This window comes from Modestobacter sp. NPDC049651 (assembly GCF_040659695.1).
GTDB lineage: Bacteria > Actinomycetota > Actinomycetes > Mycobacteriales > Geodermatophilaceae > Modestobacter.
Map to the genome: position 1 here is coordinate 70,327 of NZ_JBFAOG010000013.1, position 17,473 is coordinate 87,799.

16 protein-coding genes and 1 pseudogene are annotated in these 17,473 nt (G+C 77.2%); 10 read left to right on the forward strand and 7 right to left on the reverse strand.

Translation table 11 applies throughout. From position 1 onward, the window contains the following. Positions 1-6: 6 nt before the first annotated feature. Entirely contained in the window at positions 7-555 is a 549-nt protein-coding gene (locus AB0J00_RS16900) for a flavodoxin domain-containing protein (protein WP_357746742.1), read from the reverse strand. A 238-nt stretch (positions 556-793) separates the two neighbouring features. Between AB0J00_RS16900 and AB0J00_RS16905 the strand changes: the two genes are divergently transcribed. From AB0J00_RS16905 to AB0J00_RS16945, 9 genes and pseudogenes are all read left to right on the forward strand, one after another. Beyond that, positions 794-1,474 (forward strand): hypothetical protein, encoded by a 681-nt coding sequence (locus AB0J00_RS16905; RefSeq protein WP_357746746.1) that lies wholly within the window; start codon positions 794-796, stop codon positions 1,472-1,474. A 14-nt stretch (positions 1,475-1,488) separates the two neighbouring features. Further along, complete coding sequence (locus AB0J00_RS16910; protein WP_357746749.1) at positions 1,489-1,866, forward strand: universal stress protein; 378 nt, start codon at positions 1,489-1,491, stop codon at positions 1,864-1,866. Further along, positions 1,863-2,513 (forward strand): universal stress protein, encoded by a 651-nt coding sequence (locus AB0J00_RS16915; protein WP_357746752.1) that lies wholly within the window; start codon positions 1,863-1,865, stop codon positions 2,511-2,513. The genes AB0J00_RS16910 and AB0J00_RS16915 overlap by 4 nt, the downstream gene beginning before the upstream one ends. After that, the gene (locus AB0J00_RS16920) at positions 2,474-2,818 is read left to right on the forward strand and encodes a universal stress protein (RefSeq protein WP_357746755.1); all 345 of its coding nucleotides are present in this window, start codon (positions 2,474-2,476) and stop codon (positions 2,816-2,818) included. The genes AB0J00_RS16915 and AB0J00_RS16920 overlap by 40 nt, the downstream gene beginning before the upstream one ends. Before the next feature lie 149 nt (positions 2,819-2,967). Then, positions 2,968-4,572, forward strand: coding sequence for a DUF4389 domain-containing protein (locus tag AB0J00_RS16925; protein ID WP_357746758.1), 1,605 nt, complete (start codon positions 2,968-2,970; stop codon positions 4,570-4,572). Between the two features lie 133 nt (positions 4,573-4,705). Continuing rightward, positions 4,706-5,644, forward strand: coding sequence for a universal stress protein (locus AB0J00_RS16930; RefSeq protein ID WP_357746761.1), 939 nt, complete (start codon positions 4,706-4,708; stop codon positions 5,642-5,644). Positions 5,645-5,746: 102 nt separating this feature from the next. Beyond that, positions 5,747-6,049: pseudogene (locus tag AB0J00_RS16935) on the forward strand (alcohol dehydrogenase catalytic domain-containing protein); the annotation flags it as partial. A gap of 106 nt (positions 6,050-6,155) precedes the next feature. After that, positions 6,156-6,650, forward strand: coding sequence for a hypothetical protein (locus AB0J00_RS16940; RefSeq protein WP_357746764.1), 495 nt, complete (start codon positions 6,156-6,158; stop codon positions 6,648-6,650). Between the two features lie 144 nt (positions 6,651-6,794). Further along, positions 6,795-8,033 (forward strand): cation:proton antiporter, encoded by a 1,239-nt coding sequence (locus AB0J00_RS16945; protein WP_357746766.1) that lies wholly within the window; start codon positions 6,795-6,797, stop codon positions 8,031-8,033. A gap of 27 nt (positions 8,034-8,060) precedes the next feature. Here the strand turns inward: AB0J00_RS16945 and AB0J00_RS16950 are convergent, their stop codons facing one another. Together AB0J00_RS16950 and AB0J00_RS16955 are read right to left on the reverse strand one after the other, a co-directional pair. Then, positions 8,061-9,254, reverse strand: coding sequence for a hypothetical protein (locus AB0J00_RS16950; RefSeq protein ID WP_357746769.1), 1,194 nt, complete (start codon positions 9,252-9,254; stop codon positions 8,061-8,063). 99 nt (positions 9,255-9,353) lie between these two features. Continuing rightward, a complete protein-coding gene (locus tag AB0J00_RS16955; protein ID WP_357746771.1) occupies positions 9,354-10,424 on the reverse strand; it encodes an alpha/beta hydrolase-fold protein in 1,071 nt (356 codons plus the stop codon). A gap of 88 nt (positions 10,425-10,512) precedes the next feature. Between AB0J00_RS16955 and AB0J00_RS16960 the strand changes: the two genes are divergently transcribed. Further along, entirely contained in the window at positions 10,513-11,400 is an 888-nt protein-coding gene (locus AB0J00_RS16960; protein WP_357746774.1) for a DMT family transporter, read from the forward strand. Positions 11,401-11,406: 6 nt separating this feature from the next. Here the strand turns inward: AB0J00_RS16960 and AB0J00_RS16965 are convergent, their stop codons facing one another. Genes AB0J00_RS16965 through AB0J00_RS16980 form a run of 4 tightly spaced genes read right to left on the reverse strand, consistent with a single transcriptional unit; the run spans position 11,407 to position 17,460 of the window. Then, positions 11,407-12,834: an amino acid permease gene (locus tag AB0J00_RS16965; protein WP_357746777.1), complete on the reverse strand. Its 1,428-nt coding sequence runs from the start codon at positions 12,832-12,834 to the stop codon at positions 11,407-11,409. Next, positions 12,831-13,298: a hypothetical protein gene (locus tag AB0J00_RS16970; RefSeq protein WP_357746779.1), complete on the reverse strand. Its 468-nt coding sequence runs from the start codon at positions 13,296-13,298 to the stop codon at positions 12,831-12,833. Before AB0J00_RS16970 ends, AB0J00_RS16965 begins: the two co-directional genes overlap by 4 nt. Further along, positions 13,295-16,681 carry a lysine--tRNA ligase gene (lysS, locus tag AB0J00_RS16975; protein WP_357746782.1) on the reverse strand — a complete coding sequence of 1,129 codons (3,387 nt, stop codon included), beginning with the start codon at positions 16,679-16,681 and terminating at the stop codon, positions 13,295-13,297. The genes AB0J00_RS16970 and lysS overlap by 4 nt, the downstream gene beginning before the upstream one ends. Further along, complete coding sequence (locus AB0J00_RS16980; protein ID WP_357746784.1) at positions 16,681-17,460, reverse strand: hypothetical protein; 780 nt, start codon at positions 17,458-17,460, stop codon at positions 16,681-16,683. The genes lysS and AB0J00_RS16980 overlap by 1 nt, the downstream gene beginning before the upstream one ends. Between the last annotated feature and the right edge of the window lie 13 nt (positions 17,461-17,473).

A 17,473-nucleotide genomic window follows, 5' to 3' on the forward strand; every position in this document is an offset into this window, starting at 1 on the left:
CCCGCGTCAGCCGGGCGGCGCGGTGGCGGGGGCGGTCTGCCGGCCCGCGGCGAGCACCGCGGCGATCTCAGCCGCCCAGGCGGTCACCGACGGCCAGTCGCGGAAGTCCCCGACCGGGGCCCGCATGGCCGTCACGACCGCCCGTTCGCCGACGTCCAGGCGGGCCGGGTCCAGCCGGCCGGGGAACAGCCGGTGGCCGGTGCTCCCGAGCAGCCGCCCGAGCACCGCGACGTCGTGCGGCTCGTCCGGGGGGAAGGGGGGCGCGCCGATGGGCCCGCTGCTGAACAGCCAGACCGGGCGTTCCCGCAGCCGGCCGAGGTGGCCCATCGCCCAGGCCCTCGCGGGCTCCAGCCACCGCCCGGCGTAGACCGCGCTGCCGAGCACCACGGCGTCGTAACCGGCGGGGTCCGGGGCCTGCGCGACCGGCAGGCAGACCGCCGAGCCGGTGTCGGGGGACCGCTCCAGGTCCCGCGCGAGCGCCACGGCGAGCTCGGCGGTGGCGCCGTGCCGGCTGGCCACCGCCACCAGCACCCGGGGTCCGGGCCGTGCGTCCATGAGATGCCACCCCCTGGGGGCCGGTCCAGCGGGCGGGCGCGCCGTCCTCCTGCTCCCCCCCGAGGCTGGCCCCCCGCGCATCGGCGCGCGCGGTGCCGGCCGTCCCACCTGCCCGGGACCTAGGACCCCGGCTGCCGCGTCGCCGTACGGAGGTCCCGGTGCCCGGGGGACGACTGCGCGCCCGCGCCGAGCCGTTCGGCCCTGGCCGCCGGTGCCGCCGGGGCCGGACGCTGGCGTCATGGCGATCGACACCCGCTCCGCCGCTCGAGCGAGCGGCTCCCGACCGCCCGCGGAGGCCAGGCTGTGGCGACGCTGGCTGCTGGTGGTCACCGCCGGGGAGGCGGTCGGCTTCCTGCTGCCGGCGGCCGCCGCGGCGCTGGGTGCCGCCGGTGCCCCCGGCCCGCTCCCGCTGCTCCTGCTGCCGCTGGCCGGGGCGGGGGAGGGTGCGGTGCTCGGCTGGTCGCAGGCCCGGGTGCTGCGGCGCCGGCTGCCGGACCTGCCCCTCGAGACCTGGACCGCCCGGACGGCGGCGGCCGCCGCACTGGCGTGGCTGCTGGGCCTGCTGCCCAGCAGCACGGCGGACGTCTGGCGCGGCTGGCCGACCGCCGGGCAGGTCGGGGCGGCCGCGGTCGGTGGCACGGTGCTGCTGCTGTCGCTCGGGACGGCGCAGTGGTCCGTGCTGCGGTGGCACGTCGCGCATGCCGGCCGGTGGATCGGGTGGACCGCGGCCGGGTGGCTGGCCGGGCTGGTGGTGTTCACCGCCGTGGCCACCCCGCTGTGGCACCCGGGCCAGGACCCGGTGCTGGTGACCGCGATCGGCGTGCTCGCCGGGCTGCTGATGGCCTCGTCGATGGCGGCGGTCACCGGAGCCGGTGCGGTGCGGCTCGCCCCGGTGCCGCGGCTGCTGCCGCGCCGGTGAGCCCGGACCGGCCGGTGCCGGCTCCGCACCCGCCCCGGATCGTCGTGGGGGTCAGCCCGACGGACGACGGCGACGGCCCGCTGTGCTTCGCGCTCCGGGAGGCCGCCCGGCGGGACGCCACCGTGCTGGCGGTCACCGTCTGCCCCGGTCCGGTCGCTGCGCCGGCACCCGACCCGGCGGAGGTCACGGCCCGCCGTGAGCACCTCGTGACCCTGGTCCAGCGCGCGGTCGCCGCGACCGGCGTCCGGGGACGCACCCAGGTCGAGGTGCTCGCCGGCCCGGTCACCGGCGTCCTGCTCGCCCTGGGCCGGGACGCCGACCTGCTCGTGCTCGGCCTGCACCGGGACCTCCGGCGCGGGGAAGGGGTCCGCGGGGAGAGGGAGCGCGCATGAGCGAGCAGCGGGACGACGGGCCGGGCGGTCCCGCCGGGGTGGACCGGCCCCGGGTGGTGGTGGGCGCCGACGACTCGCCCGGGGGACGCGACGCCCTGGTGGCGGGGCTGGTGGAGGCGGCCCGCCGGGGGGCTGTGGTCGAGGCGGTGCACGCGGTGCAGCCGCCGGTGTCGTTCGGCGGGCCCTACCCGGTGCCGAGCTCGGTGTGGCCGGAGGTGCGGGAGCGGGCGCTGCTGCGCACCCAGGACCTGGTGCGCAGCGTGCGCGCCGACCCCGCGGTGGCCGCGGTGCCGGGCGCGGCCGAGGTGCCGGTGACCGTGCACGCCTGCTCGGTACCGGCCGCGGAGCGCCTGGTCGGCCGGGCGCACGGGGCGGAGCTGCTCGTCGTGGGCAACCGCGGCCGGGGGGCGGTCGGCAGCGTCCTGCTGGGCTCGGTCGCGCTGCACTGCGCGACGCACGCCCCCTGCCCGGTGCTCGTCGTGCACCCGGCCCCGCCGGGCGCGGCGGGCCGGCGGGTGGTCGTGGGTCTCGACGGGTCGGGTCACGCCCGGGCCGCGCTCGCGGCCGCGCTCGACGCGGCGGCGGCCCGGGCGTGCCGGTGCGCGTGGTGGCCGCCTTCGAGATGGCCGACCAGTGGGCGGAGCTGACGACCGTCGTCGTGCCCACCCGGGCGGAGGTGGCCGCCCAGCTGCGCGCGGCGGTGGACGCGGCAGTGGCCGAGGAACGAGCGGCCGCCGGCGCCCGGCTCGGCCGGCCGGCGCCCGAGGTCGACGTCGTGGTGGTCGAGGGCCGCCCGCTCGATGCGCTGCTGCAGGCGGCCACCGACGCCGGGCTGCTCGTCGTCGGCTGCCGCGGCCACGGGGAGTGGCGGGGCCTGCTGCTCGGGTCGGTCGCGCTCGGCGCGGCGATGCACGCCCCGTGCCCGGTGCTCGTCGTCCACCCCGCTGCCTGAGCCGGTCCCGGACCGACCTCCGACCCGCCCGGGGCCGACGAAGGGCCGTGGTCCCGGGGGTGCCCCCGGCGCGACGGTGGGCGGGCCCCGTGCAGCAGGTCGGCGCGACCGCGGCGGCAGGCGCGGGCAGATCCCTCAGGAGGTGCGCCGTGACCGAGCAACCCGCGCCCTACCCGGTCCGGGTGGACGCGACCCAGGAGCAGACCACCCGGTGGCTCTGGCTGGTGAAGTGGTTGCTGGTGCTGCCGCACGCGGTGGTGCTCGCGTTCCTGTGGCTGGCGTTCACCGTGCTGACCGTCGTCGCGTTCTTCGCCGTCCTGGTCACCGGCCGCTACCCGCGGGCGGTGTTCGACTTCAACGTCGGGGTGCTCCGCTGGACGTGGCGCGTGCAGTACTACGCGTACTCCGCGCTCGGCACCGACCGGTACCCGCCGTTCACCCTCGCCGAGGTGCCCGGTTACCCGGCGCACCTGTCCGTGGAGTACCCGGAACGGCTCTCCCGGGGGCTGGTGCTGGTGAAGTGGTGGCTGCTGGCGATCCCGCACTACGTCGTGGTGGCCGTCTTCGCCGGCGGCGGTCTCTGGCTGACCTCCCGGGCGGGGGACGACGGGTGGGGCGGGAACTGGGGCTCCGGCGGCCTGATCGGGCTGCTGGTGCTCGTGGCCGCGGTCGTGCTGCTGTTCACCGGCAGGTACCCCCGCCCGCTGTTCGACTTCGTCCTCGGCATGGACCGGTGGGTGCTGCGGGTCGCCGCCTACGCCGCGCTGATGACCGACCGCTACCCGCCGTTCCGGCTGGACATGGGCGGCACCGACCCCGGCTCGGTGCCGGCCGGGCCGCTGCCGCCGGCACCGACGGGCACCGGGACCGCGGCGCCCGTCCCGGCCGGCGGTGCCACCGCGACCACGACCGCGCCCGCCGGGCCCGGGGGCCGGCCCCGGGGCTGGACGGCGGGCCGGGTGGTCGCCCTGGTCGCCGGCGCGCTCCTGGTGCTGGTGTCGACCGCGCCGCTGGCCGCCGGGACCGGGCTGCTCGTCGCCGATGCCACCCACCGGGAGGGGGACTGGCTGGTCAGCCCGGCCAGCACGGTGTCGACCGGGCGGTACGCGCTGGTCAGCGACCGAGTCGTGCTGGAGACGGCGGGAGCTGACTGGGTGCTCGACGACCTCGTGGGCCGGGTGCGGGTGCAGGCCACCCCGACCGACGGGTCGACACCGCTGTTCGTGGGCATCGCCCCGTCGGCCGAGGCCGACCGGTGGCTGGCCGGTGTCGGCCAGCGGATGGTGACCGGCGACCGGATGTGGGACGGGTGGACCAGCGGGATGGGCCGGATGACGACCGACCTGGCCGGCGGCCCGCCGTCCTCGGCGCCCACGCAGGCCAGCATCTGGGCGGCGCAGACCAGCGGTCCGGGTGCGCAGCGGCTGACCTGGACCCCGCGGGACGGCGACTGGACGGTCGTGGTCATGCGGGCCGACGGCGCGGCCGGGGTCTCCGCGGACGTCCGGCTGGCCGCCACCGTCCCGGCGCTCCGTGCGGTCTCCATCGGGCTGCTGGCCGGCGGTGCCCTGCTGCTGGTGGTCGGCGGGCTGCTCGTCGCTCTCGCCGTCCAGCGCGCGCACGTCCCGCCGGGGCCGCCGACCGCACCGGACGGAGCCGGCACCGCACCGCGGATCCCGGGTCCGGCCGCCGCGCCCACGGCGGAGACGGCACCGGAACGGGCGACGCAGGAACAGGCGGCGCAGGGCCGCTGAGCGAGGAGCGCGGGGCGCCGGGACCTACGTCCCGGCGCCCCGTGACGTGCGGACGGCGCCCCGTCCCCGCCGGCGGCGGCAGGCTCGGGACGACCGGGCCGGAACGGCCGGCACCCGGTGCGAGGAGGACGTCGTGGACCAGAAGAGCACCGCGCCCGCCGACCGGGTCGTCGTCGGGGTCGACGGGTCACCGGGCGCCCGGGCCGCCCTGGACTGGGCCCTCGCCGAGGCGGCCCGCCGGCAGTCGCCGCTGGAGGTGGTCGCCGCCTTCCCGGTGGACTTCTACTGGATCGACCCGCTGCTGGAGAACCCCGCGCGCATCGAGGAGATCCGCGCGGACACCGAGCGGTTGACCCGGGAGCTGGTCACCGGGGCCCGGGCGGCCGCCGGGCGGGACGTCGACGTGACCGTCACGGTCGTCGCCGGTGCCGCCTCCGAGCACCTGGTCCAGCGCAGCCGCGACGCCGCCCTGCTCGTCGTCGGCAGCCGCGGCCGGGGCGGGGTGCGCAGCACGCTGCTCGGGTCGGTCGCGCTGCACTGCGCCGCGCACGCCGCCTGCCGCGTCGTGGTCGTCCACCCGGGGGCGGTGGCCGCCCCGGCGCGGGTGGTGGTCGGGGTCGACGAGTCGGACACCGCGGGCGCCGTGGTCCGCGCCGCGGCGGAGGCGGCGGCCGCGCTGGGGGCCGAGCTGCACGCGGTCACGGCCGTGACCGTGCCCGACTACTGGACCGAGGCCTACGTCTTCGAGGTCCGCGAGTTCACCCGGATGCGCGAGGCCGCCCAGACGGCGGCCGAACGCCTGGTCGCCGAGGTGCTGGGCGACCGGCCGGACCTCCGGGTGCAGGTGCGCGCCCTCGACGGGCCGCCGCAGGACGTGCTGGTCCGGCAGGCCGCGGGCGCCGCGCTGCTGGTGGTCGGCAGCCGGAGCCGCAGCCGGCTGGCCGGCATGGTGCTCGGCTCGGTGGCGCTGCACGCCGTGGTGCACGCCCCCTGCCCGGTCCTGGTGGTGCACCCGGACACGGTTCCGGAGGCCGGGCGGGACACCACCGCGCTGGCCGCCGCCGGCAGCTGAGCCCCTCTCGTGCTCGCCTGGGTGGTCGACCGCCCCGGGCCGCTCGCCGACGGGGTGCTGCGCCGGGTCGAGCGCGACACACCGGCCCCGGGCCCCGGCCAGGTGCGGGTGCGGATCTCGCTGTGCGGGGTCTGCCGCACCGACCTGCACCTGGCCGAGGGCGACCTGCCGGCGCGCCGTCCCGGCGTCACCCCCGGCCACGAGGTCGTCGGGCGGGTCGAGGCGCTCGGCCCCGGCGTGACGCGCTTCGCCGTGGGCGACCGGATCGGCGTCCCCTGGCTGGGGCGCACCGACGGCAGCTGCCGGTTCTGCCGGCGGGGGCAGGAGAACCTGTGCCTGCACCCCGCCTTGACCGGCTGGGACGTCGACGGCGGGTACGCCGACGCCTGCTTGGCCGAGGAGTCCTTCGCCTACCCGCTGCCCGACGGGCTCAGCGACGAGCAGGCGGCGCCGCTGCTGTGCGCCGGGATCATCGGGTACCGGGCCCTGCGGGCCGCGGAGGTGCCGCCCGGTGGTCGGCTGGGGATCTACGGCTGGGGGCAGCGCGCACCTCACCGCGCAGGTGGCCCTGGCCCAGGGGCTGCGCGTGCACGTCCTCACCCGCGGCACGCGCAACCGGGAGCTGGCGGTGCGGCTGGGCGTGGACTCGGTGGGCGGTGCCACCGACGTCCCGCCCGAACCGTTGGACGGCGCGGTGCTGTTCGCGCCGGCGGGGGAGCTGGTGCCGGCGGCGCTCCAGGCGCTGGACCGCGGGGCGACCCTGGCGGTGGCCGGCATCTGGTTGTCCGACGTCCCGGCGCTGGCCTACGACCGCGACCTGTTCCAGGAGCGCCGGCTGCGCAGCGTCACCGCGAACACCCGCCGGGACGGGGAGGAGTTCCTCGACCTGGCGGCCCGGCTCGACGTGTGGGCCACCACCACCGGCTACCCGATGGAGCGGGCCGACGTCGCCCTGGCCGACCTCGCCGACGGGCGGTTCGGCGGCGCCGCCGTGCTGCACAACTGACCGACCGGTCGGCGGGCAGCGGGCCCCTCCCCGCGGGCCGGGACAGCGGCCCGAGCCGGCGGTGCGCCGCGCACCAGCTCCTTCCACCGCCCGGCCCGACCCACCAGGATCGGACGGGCGCTGCGGTGTCGGGAGGAGGCCCGGGTGGACGACGTCCTGTCGATCGACACCCTGGCCGCCGTCGCCGCGGTGTCGCTGCTCGCCGCCCTGGTCAAGGGGCTGTTCCCGAAGCTGGCCGTGCCGCAGGTGGTGCTGCTGCTGGCCGGGGGGATCGTGCTCGGGCCGCACGTGCTGGACGCCGGGTCCGCCGGTGACGTGCAGGTGCTCGCCGACGTGGGCCTGGGCTTCGTCTTCCTGCTCGCCGGCTACGAGCTGGACCTCCGACTGCTCGGCGAGGCGGCCGGGCGGCGCGCGGTCCTCGCCTGGGGCACGTCGCTCGCGCTCGCCCTGCTCGTCGTCGGTGCGCTCACCGCCGGCGGGGTGGTCCGGGACTTCCTGCCGGTGTCCCTGGCGCTGACCACCACGGCGCTGGGCACCCTGCTGCCGGTGCTGCGCGACGAGGGGCTGCTCACCGGCCCGCTCGGGCGGGTGCTGCTGGCGACCGGCGGCGCCGGCGAGCTGCTGCCGGTGCTGGCGATCGCGGTGTTCCTGGGCAGCCAGGGGCGGCTGGCCGCGCTGGCGTCCCTCGGTGCGGTCGCCGTCCTCGCCGGGGCGCTCGCACTGCTGCGCCACGCGGTCCGCGACGGCAGCCGGCTGGCGACCGTTGCGCTCGCCGGGCAGGACGAGACCGGCCAGATCACCCTGCGCGGCACGGTGCTGCTGCTGGTCGCACTCATCGCGGTCACCGACCAGTTCCACCTGGACGCGGTGCTCGGCGCCTTCCTCGCCGGCGTGGTGCTCCGGCGCTGGGTCGGGCCGGCGGCGCCGCAGCTGGAGGCGAAGCTCGACGCGGTCGGCTACGGGTTCTTCGTCCCGGTGTTCTTCGTGTCCTCCGGCATGGCCCTGGACCTGCCGGCCATCGCCGACGCGCCGCTGCGGCTGGTCCTCTTCCTGGTGCTCATGGTCGCGGTGCGGGGTGGCCCGGCGCTGCTGGTCTACCGCGGGCTGCTGCCGGCCAGGCAGCGGGTCCAGGCCGGGCTGGTCAGCGCGACCGCGCTGCCGGTGCTGGTGGCGCTCACCGAGATCGGGCTCCGCAGCGGCACCATGCTCCGCGAGAACGCCGCCGCCCTGGTGGGCGCCGGCGTCGTCACCGTGCTGGTGTTCCCCGCGCTCACCGTGTCGCTGGCCCGGCGACCGGTGGCCGGCCCGCCGGGCCCGGGGCGCCGGCCCGGCGCCCGCCGGCGGACCGGCCCCGCGCCGCCGGTGCGCCGAGGCCGCGGGTGAGCACGGCGAGCAGGTCCGGCACCCCGGTCACCGGGCCGGCACCTGCTCGTCGAGCCAGTCGAGGAGGCGCTCGTCGCGCAGGCCCGCGGCGGCCGGCTCGCAGTGCCCGTCGGCCCCCTCGGCGGCGGTGAACGGCACCAGGGTGGCGCGGGCTCCCACCCCGGCGGCCATCCGGGCCGGCTGGCCCGGCCAGAACTGCTCGTGCTCGGGGTCGGTGACCAGCAGCGGGCAGCGGATCGCGGCGAGCTGCTCGTCGCTGACCCGGTGCTCGCGCATCGCGGTGAAGAAGTCGAACGGCGAGGTCGTGCCGTAGGGGCGCATCCGCCACCGCAGCGTCGTCCGGGTCGCGGGGGAGACCTTGAGCCCCAGCTCCATCTGCCGGTCGAACCTCTCCCGGTCGCCGGCGTCGAGCAGTTTGACCAGGAAGTGCGGCAGCTGGCCGACCGCGTAGCTGGCGACCTCGACGACGCCGGGGTCGGCCACCGCCGCGGCGACGCGGTGCTCGGCGGCCAGCGCGCGGGGCACCCAGCAGCCGGCCTGGCTGACGCCGACCACCGCGATCCGCCCGGGGTCGACCTCGGGCCGGGTGGCGAGCAGGTCGAGGACCGGGGTCAGCACGTGCTCCCAGTCGGGGCGGAAGGGGAGGGACTGCCGCACCAGGGCCGCGTTCTGGCCGGGGCCGTCGTAGGTGACGACGTTCCAGCCGCGGGGCAGCGCCCCGGCCGCGCACCGGGTCCACGCGCCGACGACGGAGCCGTCGCTGCCGTTGGTGTAGACCAGCGTCCGGCGGGGCTCGTCGGGTGGCCCCGAGCGGAACAGGTACCCGGGCAGCGTCGTGCCCTCGTAGGGCACGGCCAGCCGCTCGACCGGGACGTCGCCGAGCTCGGTGAACCGGTCCCAGGCGTCGCGGTGGCGTTCCCACAGCTCGGTGAACGTCCCCGTGGCGTCCGCCTTCTCCGACGCCGCGGCGAAGTAGGTGGCCGCGCGCAGCCAGCGGGCCGCCGCCGACCGCCGGTGCCCCACCGCCTCGGCCTCCTGCGCCAGCGCGGCCACCCGGTCGGCCGTCGCCGTCCACTGGGTGACCCAGCTGCGGGCGTCGCCGTCGTGCACCCGGTCGACGGTGGTGAGCACCTCGCCCACGTCGGCTCCCCGGGCGTAGGTGGCGCCGAGGACGTTCTCCGCGGCGAACTGGAAGTCGGCGTGCTTGAAGAAGGTGTGCACCCTCAGCTCCTCGGGGCCGGGCCGGCGGGCGGCGGGTCCGCCCGGCGGGGGCACCGTCGCGTCGCCGTCGCCAATCCCGCTCCAACCGCGGGTGCGCGGTCAGGACGGCGCGGCGCAGCTCCCGGTCATCGCGGCGGTCTGCCGGACCATCCCGAGCCGGGCGGCGAGGAAGGGCAGCGACGACCGGAACGCCGCCCGCCACACGGCGAAGGTGTGCTGGCCGCCGGGCACGACGACCAGGCAGGTGTCGATCTGCGCCTGCCGGGCCAGCGGGGCGAGCTGCTCGGCGGCGGCGAGCGGCTCGGCGTCGTCCGCACCCACCTCGAACCACCCGCCCAGGTGCCGGTAGCGGTCGCCCGCGGCGGCCAGCAGGTCGGGAGGCTCGTGCGCCCGGAACGCGGCCTCCGAGCCGCCGAACAGCTCGGCCACCGTCTCCGCGACCCCGCTGTTGGTGTCGCCGGCGCGCGGGCCGACCAGCCCGCTGTACTGCCCGAACGCGGTGAACAGGTCCGGGTGGCGCAGCGCGAGCACCATGGCGCAGGTGCCGCCCTCGGACAGCCCGGCCACCGCCCACCGCCGCCCGGGCGGCTGCGCGCCGGTCATCGCCACCACCGCGGCCGGCACGTCCTCGGTCAGGTAGGTCTCCACCCGGCCGCGGTCGCTGTCGACGCACTCGGTGTCACCGGTCAGGGTGCCGTTGACGTCGGGCATGACCAGCACCGGCGCACGCCCGCCGTGCCGCGCCGCCCAGGCGTCGGCGGTGGCCGGGGCCTCGCCGCCCTCGACCCAGTCGGTCGGTGAGCCGGGCGTGCCGTGCAGCAGCATCACCACCGGCAGCGTCGGGCGGTCCCGGGCGAACCAGGCCGGCGGCAGGTACACCTGCGCCGGACGCGCGTCGAAGCCCGACCGGGGCGCGGGCAGCTGCACCGCGACCACCGACCCGTGGTCGGGGACCCGGCCGCGGCGGTCCTCGGCCGCCTCCAGGCTCGACGCGTCGGGGGAGGTCCGGCCCAGCGCCTGGCCCAGGGTGGGGTAGTAGCCGTAGTGCGCGTTCACCGCGGCGGCCGCGCTGGCCAGCAGCAGCACCAGGGTCACCAGCACGCCGGTGAGCCGCAGCAGCAGGCCGCGGTGGCGCACGAACGCCCGGACCGTGCCGGCCAGCGCGAGCACGGCCAGGACCAGGACCAGGCCACGAACCGGCCACCACGCGGTGGCCGAGACGTCCTCCAGAGCGTCGATGCCGGGCAGGATAGGCCGGGTGACCGCGCTCGCGGCAGGCCTTGCCCTCCTCGCCGCCGCGCTGTTCGCGGTCGCCGCCGCGGTGCAGCAGCGGTCGGCCGCGGAGGTCCGCGACGAGCAGGCGCGCGGGCTGCGGCTGGTGCTCGCGCTGGCCCGCCGGCCGCTGTGGTGGGCCGGGGCGGTGAGCGACACCGGCGGCTACGTGGCGCAGGCCGCCGCGCTCGGCGCCGGGTCGCTGGTGCTGGTGCAGCCGCTGCTGGTGACCACGCTGCTGTTCGCCCTCCCGCTGGGCGCCGCCTGGGCCGGCCGGCGGCTCCGGCCGCGGGACTGGCTGTGCGCGCTGCTGCTGGCCGCCGCGCTCGCGGTGTTCGTGGTCGCCGGCCAGCCCTCCGCGGGCACCGACCGCGCCGGGCTGCGCGACTGGCTGCCCACCGCGGTGGTGCTGGCCGTGGTGCTCGTCGGCTGCCTGGCCGGGGCGGCGACCCTGCGCGGCACGCCGCGCGCCCTGCTGCTGGCGGTGGCCACCGGCATCGCCTACGGCGTGGGCGCGGCCCTGACCAAGGGCGTGGTCAGCACCCTGCACGCCGGGCCGGTCGCGGTGCTCACCAGCTGGGAGACCTACGTGCTCGCCGCCGCGATGGTCGGTGGCACGCTGCTGCAGCAGTCGGCCTTCCAGGCCGGGGACCTGGCCGCCTCGCTGCCCGCGATCACCGTCGGCGAGCCGGTGGTCGCCGTCGTCATCGGCACGGTGGTGCTGCACGAGCGGCTGCGGGCGGACGGGGCCGAGTGGGTGCTGCTGGCGGCCGTCGTCGTGGCCATGGTGGTCGCCACCGGCGTCCTCGCCCGGTCCGCCGCGGGACCGGCGGCCCCCGCCGGCGAGCCGGCGACCGCGGGACGGCGGGGCTGAGCCGGTTCAGCCGGTGGTCGCCGGCTCCGCGGCAGGCGCGGACCGGCGCCGCAGCCGCGCGGTGAACGCCAGCAGGAACGGCGGCAGGCACAGCACCACCGTCGCCAGCGCCAGCAGCGACACGTACACCACCGGGTCGCCGGTCTTCAGCTGGCTGGGCGGGATGAAGCCGAGCACGAAGGAGCCCAGGCAGCCCAGCAGACCCACCCCGCCGACCAGGTACACGCCGGGCAGGCCGCCGGGGACCCGGTAGGGGCGGGGGGTGTCCGGCTCGGTGTGCCGCAGCCGGATGACCGCGGCGAACATCAGCCCGTACATCACCACGACGATCTGGGCGGTGACCGCCGACAGCATCCAGTAGGAGGTGCTCACGCTGGGCACCAGCAGGAACAGCAGCGCGAACACCGAGCCGGCCACGCCCTGCAGCACGAGCAGCCGCACCGGGACGTCGTCGCGGTTGACCTGCCCCAGCCGCGCCGGGGCCAGGCCGTCGCGGGCCACCGCGGCCACGCCCTTGGCCGGGCCGAGCACCCACGGCGTCAGGTGCGCGATGCCGCCCAGGGCGACCAGCAGCGCCAGCGGCGCGACCAGCCAGCCCAGGTCGAACCGGTCGAGCACGCTGCGGAACAGCTCCATGGTCCCCGAGACGAGGCTGATCTCCCGCCGGGGCAGCACGAACGCCATGAACAACGAGCCGAGCACGGAGAAGACCACCGTCACCGCCACGGTCAGCGCGATGGCGCGGGGCACGGTGCGGCCGGGGTCGCGGGTCTCCCGGGCGTGGAATCCGGCCATCTCCATGCCGGTGAACAGCAGCACGATGCCGCCGAGGAACGCCAGGTTGTCCCACGCCACGTCGGGCACCAGCGCGTCGGCGGAGAAGGGGATCTGCGACCGGTCGCCGCGCAGCAGGAACGCCGCGCCCAGCACGACCACCAGCACGGCCGGCAGGATCGACCCGGCGACCGTGCCGACCGCGCCGATCACCGAGGACGCCCGCACGCCGTGCAGCGCCGCGGCCGTGGTGCCCCAGAAGCACACCAGCATGACCACGACCAGGTAGGTCTTGTCGGTGGCCAGCGACGGGTCGACCACGTAGGCCAGCGAGGCGGCGATGAACGACAGCACCGTGGGGAACCAGGCCACGTTCTCCGCGTAGTCGCACCACACCGCCAGGAACCCGGTGCGCCCGCCGAACGCCTGGCCCACCCAGGCGAAGACCCCGCCCTCCCGCGGCCAGGCGGTGCCGAGCTCCGCCGCGACCATGGCGATCGGCACCAGGAACACCAGGATCGACAGCGCGAACAGCGCGAGCATCGCCCAGCCGTACTCGGCCATCACCGGCAGGTTCCGGGCGCTGACGATCGACGCCACGTTGATCATCGCCAGCGCCAGCACGCCCAGACGCACCGGCCGCGCGACCCCGCCGCTCACCGGGCGCCCGCCGCGCGCAGCGACCGGCCCAGCCGGTCGCGCACCTCCCGGTCACCGGACCCCTGCAGGAAGACCGTGGTCCGGCCGAGGGTCCACACCACCCCGCTGCCGCGCGGGCGCACGAGCGACTCGAACTGCCGGGCCGCGGCGTCCCGGTCGGCGGTCGAGGCGAAGCCGTCCACGGTCACCCCGGCCCGCCCGCCGTCCGCCGCGCAGCGGACCGCCAGCTCGTACGTGCGGCTCTCCACGGCGCCGGGGGCCAGGCCCGCCGGGTGGTCGTCCTCGGCGCACACCTCGAGCCCGGCGTCGGTGACCGCCCGCTCGACCTCGGGGAACGACGCGCTGCCGTCGTCGGCCCGCGGCCGGCCGGCCCACTGCACGACGGCGAGCGCGGCCAGCAGGCAGACCAGCACGGCCGCTCCCGCGAGGGCGGTGCCGCGGTCCCGGTCGACCGGGGCGGTCACGCCGCCGCCCGGGGTGGCCCGTCGTCCTCCACGGCCTTGGGCACCAGCAGGTCCCCGAGCCCGGGGACGGCCAGGAAGCCCTCCGCGCCGGCGTAGCGGATGCCGACCCGCGGCAGGTCCGCCGGGTGCCGGTAGGCCAGCACCCGGGGCAGCCACTCCGGGCCGAACTTGGCGTTGAAGTCGTGCAGCGACTTGATCTGGAAGAACGGGTTGACCACGCCGACCGCCCAGCGGGCCGCCCGCTGGACCGGGGTGAAGGGGACGTCGTCGGCGAACAGCCGGCCCCACATCGCGAAGTTCATCGACAGCCGGGCGATGCCCCGGGCGCCCAGCGACGCCGCGGTCTGGCTGATGAGGAACTCGGTCATGCCGTTGGGCGCGTCCGGGTCGTGCCGCATCAGGTCCAGCGTGTAGCCGAAGTCCGGGCCGTACGCCGGGACCAGCCGCAGGAACCCGCCGGGCACCCCGTCGGCGTCCAGCGCGACGCAGAGCAGGAACTGCGGGTCGGCGCCGGCGCCCTGCACGTCCTGGGACAGCGTCATCGTGAAGCCGCGCTCGGGGTGCTTGCCCCGCCACCGCTCGCTGATCGCGTTGAGCTGGGCGACCAGCGTGGGCGAGGCCTGGGACTCCGCGACCAACCGGAACGAGTGGGTGCGCCCCACCCGCCGCACCGCGGCCCGCAGGCCCTTGCGCTCGGGGCCCTCCAGGCTGAAGGTGCGGCAGTCGATGACCGCCTCGTCGCCGAGGTAGAACGCGGAGAAGCCGCGCGAGGAGTACAGCGGCATGCTCGCCTCCCGCGCAGCGAGCAGGGCCGGCTCCCAGGACCGCTCCTCGCACTCGGCGAGGAACTCGTCGAGCACCCGGACCACCGAGTCGCGGGCTCCCACCGGGTCGCCGGACACCAGCGCGTAGCCACCGAGGTAGGTGTAGGCCAGGAACGCCTCGCCGTCCCGGGAGAAGAAGAAGTTCTTGTCCGGTCGCAGAGCGAAGTAGGCCAGGGTGTCCCAGCCGTAGGTGTGCACGAGCCGGCTGGCGTGCTCCCAGTCACCCTCCCGCCGGGGCTGCCGGGTGGTGAGCGGCCGGAACAGCAGCAGCGCGAGGACGGCGAGGCCCGCGATGCCGAGCGCCAGCAGCGCGTCGGGGAAGAACGCGGCGAAGAACCGGGACCGGTAGGTGTACGGGCCGTCCAGCCCGACCAGGCCGCCGAACACCGTCGCCAGCGCGCCGCCCGGACCGAGCGCGGGGCTCAGCCGGTCGTGCTCGAGGGCCAGCGCGCCGAGGCCGAACGCCAGCACGCAGGCCAGGTACACCGGGACGAACCGGGCCAGGCGCAGCAGGGACGGCGGGTCGGCGGGTGCCCGGAAGGCCGAGCGGTGCACCAGCAGCAGGGCGAGCAGGACGACGCACACGCCCAGCGCGACCGGGTGCGGGGAGCGCCCCTTGACCAGGTTCACCAGCACGCCCAGCGCGAACAGCACCACCGCCACCCGCCAGGCGGTCCGTTTCCGCTTGGCCAGCTGGTCGGCCACCAGGACCAGCACCAGCCCGATGACCACCGAGGCGACGTGCCCCGCGACCGGCAGCGCCATCGGTCCGGCGTCCAGGGTCTCGGTGCGCCACGCGGAGTGCACGAACGGCAGCCGCGGGAGCAGCTGCAGCAGCCCGGCGAGCGCGGTGAGCACCGCGAGCACCCGGGGTGCGGTCCGGTGGGCGGCGCGCGCCGGGGGTGGCGGCACCTCCCCGGTGGACGGCGCCAGCGGCGACAGCGCGACCACCGACCCGCCGGGCGGGCCGCCGTTCCCGCCCGCGGCGGGCGGGGCGACCGGCGTCGGCGCCAGCAGCGGCCGCGGCGCGCCGCCGGGACCCCCGCCGGGCGGCGGGGCGAACTCCGGGCGCAGCGTCGGGAAGAGGATGACCTCGCGGATGGAGTCGACGCCGGCCAGCAGCATGACCAGCCGGTCGACGCCGATGCCCAGCCCCCCGGTGCACGGCATCCCGCGCTCCAGCGCCCGCACGTAGTCCAGGTCGACGTCGCCGGCCTCCGGGTCGCCACCGGCCTTGGCCCGGGCCTCCGCCTCGAAGGCCGCCAGCTGCTCCACCGGGTCGTTCTGCTCGGAGTAGGCGTTGCACAGCTCGGACCCGGCGACGATCAGCTCGAACCGCTCCACGTACGCCGGGTCGTCGCGGTGCACCCGGGCCAGCGGCGACACCTCGCGGGGGTAGTCGGTGCAGAAGACGGGGCCGACGACGTCGTGCTGGACCTTCTCGTCGTAGACCTCCTTCATCAGCCGGCCGGCCCCCCAGCCGGCCTCGTACGCCAGGCCCAGCCGGTCCAGGACGGCGCGCGCCTCGTCCAGCGGCATGTCCGGGTGCATCCGGGCGCCCGTGACGCCGGCGATCATGTCGGCGAACCGGCGGCGCGGCCACGGGGTCGCAGCCAGGTCGATGGTGGTGCCGCGGCGGTGCACGACCAGCTGGTCGCCCAGCGCCGCCCGCGCCGCGTCGAGCACCATGCCCTCGACCAGCTCCATCATGTCGCCGTAGTCGGCGAACGCCTGGTAGGCCTCCAGCAGGGTGAACTCCGGGTTGTGCCGGGTGTCGATGCCCTCGTTGCGGAAGACCCGCCCGATCTCGAACACCCGCTCCATGCCGCCGACGACCAGCCGCTTGAGGTGCAGCTCCAGGGCGATCCGCAGGTAGAGGTCGAGGTCCAGTGCGTTGGAGTGGGTGACGAAGGGGCGGGCCGCGGCCCCGCCCTGGATCGTCTGCAGCACCGGCCCCTCGACCTCGGTGAACCCGCGGTCCTCCAGGTGCCGGCGCAGCGCCCGCACGGTCGCGTGCCGCACCCGGAACACCTCGCGGGTGCGCTCGTTGCCCTGCAGGTCGGCGTACCGCTGGCGGTACCGGGTCTCCACGTCGGTGATCCCGTGGTGCTTGGCCGGCGGGTCGGTGAGCGCCTTGCCCAGGACGGCGAACCGCTCGACGCAGATCGACGGCTCGCCGCGCCGGGTGGTCATGACCGTGCCCTCGACGCCGACCCAGTCGCCGCGGTCGAGGTCGTCGAAGGCGCGGTAGCGGTCGGGGGGCAGCACGGTCCGGTCGGCGTACAGCTGGATCGTGCCCGTGCGGTCACGGAGGCGGCCGAACGACAGGAAGCCCTGCGGCCGCAGCAGCTCCAGGCGCCCGGCCACGCGCACCCGCTGCCGGGTCCGGACGTCGGGCGCCAGGTCGCCCGCGGCGGCCCGGACGTCGGCCAGCGACGCGTCGGTGGGCCAGCGGTAGGGGTAGACCTCCTGGCCGGCCGCGCGCAGCTCCTGCAGCTTCTCCAGCCGGCGCCCGCGCTCGCCGGCGCGCGGCCCCGCGGTGTCCGCGTCCTGGACCATCACCGCACCATAGGGGCGTCGTCGGGGGCCGGACAGGGGTTCGCGTCCCGGTCCGGCACCCCCGTCTCCGGGGCAGGTACGAACAGGTCGACCACGGTGTCCCAGCGGGTGCGGCGGCCGACGGGGTGGCGCAGCCGCGCCCTGCGCATCCGGCGCGAGCCCGCCGGGTACCAGCGCCGGGCCCAGGGCGACTCCGGCCGGGCCAGCCGCACCGCGCCCACGAGCGCGATCACCGGGACGAAGACGCCGGCGACCCCCAGCACGACCCGACCCTTGAGGATGCACACCAGCGCCAGCACGAGGTCGGCCAGCACCGTGGCGGCCACCACCGTCTCGCCGTGCGCCCGGTCGGCGTCGAACGGGTTGGCGCCCAGCAGCAGCAGGACCCCGACGATGAGCGCGATGAGCACGGCGTCGACGGAGGTGCGCCCCTGCTTCGACCAGTACACGTCGTCCAGGTGCAGCCACAGGGCGAACTCGTCCAGGGTCAGCCCGGCGCCGACGCCGAACAGCACGGCGACGACCGACGCCCACGGCTGCTCCGGCCGGTAGGTGATCTGCGCCGTGCCGGCGCCCAGCAGCAGGAAGATGCCGTAGACCTCGTGGTGCACGTGCACGCCGCCGACCGAGGCGTCCCGGAACGGGCCGCGGCCGGCCCGGATCGCCCGGGTGATGAGCCGGGTGACCAGGAAGGTGAGCAGGAACGCCCCCACCATCCAGGCGACGACCGCGCGGCGGCCGCCGAGGAAGGGCATCAGCTCCGGGGTCAGCGCCGACACCGGGCACCTCCGG